Source organism: Fibrobacterota bacterium, from assembly GCA_019509785.1.
GTDB lineage: Bacteria > Fibrobacterota > Fibrobacteria > UBA11236 > UBA11236 > Chersky-265.
The window spans coordinates 1-3790 of sequence record JAEKLQ010000106.1; the positions used below are offsets into that span (position 1 = coordinate 1).

General features: G+C 67.6%; 4 protein-coding genes. All 4 read right to left on the reverse strand.

Going from position 1 to position 3790, the window contains the following annotated elements; genetic code table 11:
• Positions 1-551: 551 nt before the first annotated feature.
• Positions 552-1106, reverse strand: coding sequence for a cytochrome P460 family protein (locus tag JF616_22955; GenBank protein ID MBW8890620.1), 555 nt, complete (start codon positions 1104-1106; stop codon positions 552-554).
• 9 nt (positions 1107-1115) lie between these two features.
• Positions 1116-1895 (reverse strand): response regulator transcription factor, encoded by a 780-nt coding sequence (locus tag JF616_22960; GenBank protein MBW8890621.1) that lies wholly within the window; start codon positions 1893-1895, stop codon positions 1116-1118.
• The gene (locus JF616_22965; protein ID MBW8890622.1) at positions 1892-2806 is read right to left on the reverse strand and encodes a sensor histidine kinase; all 915 of its coding nucleotides are present in this window, start codon (positions 2804-2806) and stop codon (positions 1892-1894) included. Before JF616_22965 ends, JF616_22960 begins: the two co-directional genes overlap by 4 nt.
• A 128-nt stretch (positions 2807-2934) precedes the next feature.
• On the reverse strand, positions 2935-3790 hold an 856-nt coding region (gene der / locus JF616_22970; GenBank protein ID MBW8890623.1), incomplete at its 5' end, for a ribosome biogenesis GTPase Der.

Consider the following 3790-nt stretch of genomic DNA (forward strand, 5'->3'; position numbering starts at 1 on the left):
GAGCGAGCTCGCGGGCGTGGTCCGGTACTTGACGATGATGCGGTCCGTGTAAGTCGCGTCGGCGGCGTGTGCCGCCAGCGGCGTGACCAACATCAGTCCGATCGCGAACGCACGGAGGCTCCTGCCTCCAAAATCAGATAGGCGATTCATAAATCTCCCTGCAGTTGGATTACTGGGGAGTCCCTGCAGAAGTCAGCTGCAACGGCAGAGGTGAGGACGAGCGATGTCCGGCGCGTTCCTGCGCCCTGATTGTTAGAAGCATCCTGCACTGCTCCGTGGTTCGGCGTTCGCGGCCGAACCGCGACGCACACCTAACTTCTGCAGAGACTCCCCGGGTTGCGCGAACCCTTCCCTGGTCGTCCCGCGCGTGGGACGGAAGCTAGGCCGATCGCGGCGGTATATCAAGCGCGCGATGCGCAGAGGTGCGCGCTGTCGGCGGACGGCGCCACTGGTGCCCGGCGCCTTGCGTTTCGATGCGGCAGGGAGTATTCGCGCGCGACCGATGCGGACGGATGAAAGCGCTATCTAGTCAGCGGTTCTCCTAGGCGGACTCACGGCGCGGACCATGTCCGGATCCGGTACACGAAATCCCGATCGCTGCCTGCCTTGCGGTGGCAGCTCGCGCAGTGCACCGCCTTGTCGGGCGTGATCAGCGCGCTGCCGTCGGGTCGATACGTGGAGAATTCCCACTCGCCCGCGCGCTCGTCGGCGTAGATCGCGCCGAACCCCGCGATGCGTCGCATGACAGCGAGATAGTCGATTTTTCCCTTGAGCGGCTGCCCGCGCGCGTCGCGCATGAGCTCGCCCTCGCCGTCACGCTGCGGCTGCGCGAACTCCATGACGATGACGGAGCCGTCCGGATACCGCTCCTGCGAGAAACCCGTGACGGAGCCCGCGAGCTCGTTGACGAACACGGTGGTCACGCCGGATTTCTCGTCGAACAGCGCATCGCCCACGCGGCGCAGGCTCGTCGCGTAGTGGGCCGGAAGCGCGGCGGCGGGAGCGGCCGCCGCGGCTGGCGTATCGCCGGGATGCGCGACGTTGGCGCCGGTCAGCATGGCCATCCAGCCGAATGTCATCGAAGCAAACAATGCGGGTGGTTTCATGGCGCGGATTCAACGCGCCGGGCGGGCCGCCGGAAAGCGGTTTGCGACCAAGGCGACGCGGGGCGCGACGAACTGGCCGCACGCCGCGACGGGCTCAGCCGCCGGGCTGGAGCCGGCGTTGCAGATCCTTGAGATAGGCCGGGCTCGCCTCGAGCTGTTCACCACTGCGCAACACGACCACCGGATCGTGCTCTCGGTCGGCCACGAACTCGCGCACGCGCTGAGGGTTTCGCGCAACACGTGTATTTCCGTGCCGACGCGCAGTCGCACGTAGTCGCCCCAGGCCTCGATGAAGTCGATCTCTTCCGGACGCAGCACGACCACGCGCTCGCGCTTCTTCACGAGAATGCAGGGTGCCTCCTGGGCCGCGGACGTCGCGCGCACGAGGCCGGCGTACTGTCGCTCGAGCGTGCGGCGCGCACCGCCCGCGAGGAAACTCCGCGCCCGTTCCAGCGACTTGTGCACGCGCTCCGCACCGAACGGCTTGAGCAGGTAGTCGAGCGCTTCGGCCTCGAACGCCTGCAGCGCGAAGCGATCGTGCGCCGTGACGAAGATCACCGCCGGCATCTGCCGGGGTCCGACCGTCGCCAGCACCTCGAAGCCGTTCAAGTCGGGCATCTGCACGTCGAGGAACAGCAGGTCCGGGCGTTGCTCGAGGATGGCCGCGACGGCGGCGCGTCCATCCTTGCACGGCGCGAGCAGCGTGAGGCCCTCCTCACTGCTCAGGATGCGCTGCAGACGCTGCCGCGCCAGCGGCTCGTCATCGACGATGAGCACGCGCAGCGTCATGCGATGGAGAACGGCAGGCGCAAACGGATCGTGAATCCGTCGGCGGCCTGCACCTCGAACGACTGCCGTGCACCGTACAGGCGCTCGAGACGCGCACGCGTGTTGGCGAGACCGATGCCCTGCGGCCGCTCCCCCTCGGCGCGCGACAGTCCCGGACCGTCGTCGTGGACCTCGAGGCGGACGAAGCCACCCTCGCGCCGCGCACCGATAACCAGCGTACCGCCGGCCGATGCCGCGGCGATGCCGTGCTGGATGGCGTTCTCGACGAGGGGCTGCAACACGAGGCTCGGCACACGCGCCTCGAGCACTGCCGGCTCGATGTCCCAGCTCACACGCAGCCGTTCGCCGAGCCGCATCTGCTCGATGTCGACGTAGCCCCGGATGAAGTCGAGCTCTTCGGCCAGCGTCACCTCGTGTCGCGTCGAACCCTGCAACGCCTGCCGCAGCAATTCCCCGAGCCGCACGATGAGGCGCTCGGCGAGCTTCGCATCCGTGTGCACGAGCTCGGCCATCGAGTGCAGCGAGTTGAAGAGGAAATGGGGATTCAGCTGGCTGCGCAACGCGTCGAGCTGCGCCAGGTGGAGCAGCGATTCGAGCTCGACGGCCTGGATCTGGCGATCGCGTGCTTCGCGGTAGAAGATCGCCGCGTGCCAGGCGAGCACGAAGCCCGCATAGATGGGCAGGTCGACGGCGGCGACGCGTATCGCCTGCCGGAACGATTCCGCCGACATGGGCACGAGCGGCGGCTCGCAGCCCGCGCAGGGAAGCAACTGGTACTCGACGTTCTGCAGCGCCTGCGAGAGGAACGGAACCAGGAACAGGCCGATCAGTGAGCCCAGCGCGAGCGCCGGGGCGCGCACGCTCCACGACAGGTCTTTCACCGTCCGGCACCACCAGAAGACCAGCGGCACAAGAATCCACCACGCCAGCCAGTAGATGGCCTCTGACGCGAATGCGCGGGTCCAGGGCGTGACGTAGCCCGCGAAGTACAGTTGCGAGCCGAAGATGCAGGTCAGCAGCAGCCACAGGCCGGCGTAGATCAGCCAGCGCGGCGCGGTGCGCGAAGTCTGCGGCGCGTGAGCTCCTTGGGTTTGTCGCCCACGAACGGGTTGACGTCGCTGCGGAACTCGACCGACACCGGGGTTGCAAACAGGTCGAACTCGTCGCGAAACTTGTTCGCGAGATACCGCTTGTACGACTCCGGCACGTGCGCCGCCTGGCTGCCGTGCACGACGATGCGCGGCGGATTGCGCCCGCCCTGGTGCGCGTAACGCAGGCGGATGCGCCGGCCGCGCACGATCGGCGGCTGGTGCTGGACCATCGCCTTCTCCATGCACCTCGTCAGCGCCGGCGTCGGCATCTTGCGCATCGCCGCCTCGTAGGCGCGGACCATCGACGCCGTGAGGTCGCCGACCGCGGTGCCATGACGCGCGCTGATGAAGTGCACCGGCGCGAACGGCACGAAATCGATCTTGAGCATCAGCAGGCGCTTGATCTCCTCGCGCTGCTCGGGCGGGATGTTGTCCCACTTGTTGACGGCGATGATCAGCGCGCGGCCGCGGTTCAGCGCGAGGCCGAGCACGCTCGCGTCCTGTTCGCCGATCGAGTCGTGCGCGTCGACCAGCATCGTCACGACGTGCGCTTCGGCGATCGCCTGCAGGGTCTTCGACACCGAGAGGTGTTCGATTTCGTCGTCGATCTTCGCGCGGCGACGCACGCCCGCGGTATCGATGAGTGTGAACTGCCGGCCGTCGCGCTCGAACGGCACTAGGATGCTGTCGCGCGTGGTGCCTGCGACCTCGCTCGTGATCACGCGCTCTTCGCCGATGAGGCGATTGATGAGCGTGGACTTGCCGACGTTCGGGCGACCGATGACCGCGATGCGGATGCGCCCG

Bases quoted from the DNA above. Each gene is read 5' to 3' on its own strand.
- JF616_22960 (MBW8890621.1), bottom strand. From the start codon at position 1,895: ATGACGCTGCGCGTGCTCATCGTCGATGACGAGCCGCTGGCGCGGCAG.
- JF616_22955 (MBW8890620.1), bottom strand. From the start codon at position 1,106: ATGAAACCACCCGCATTGTTTGCTTCGATGACATTCGGCTGGATGGCC.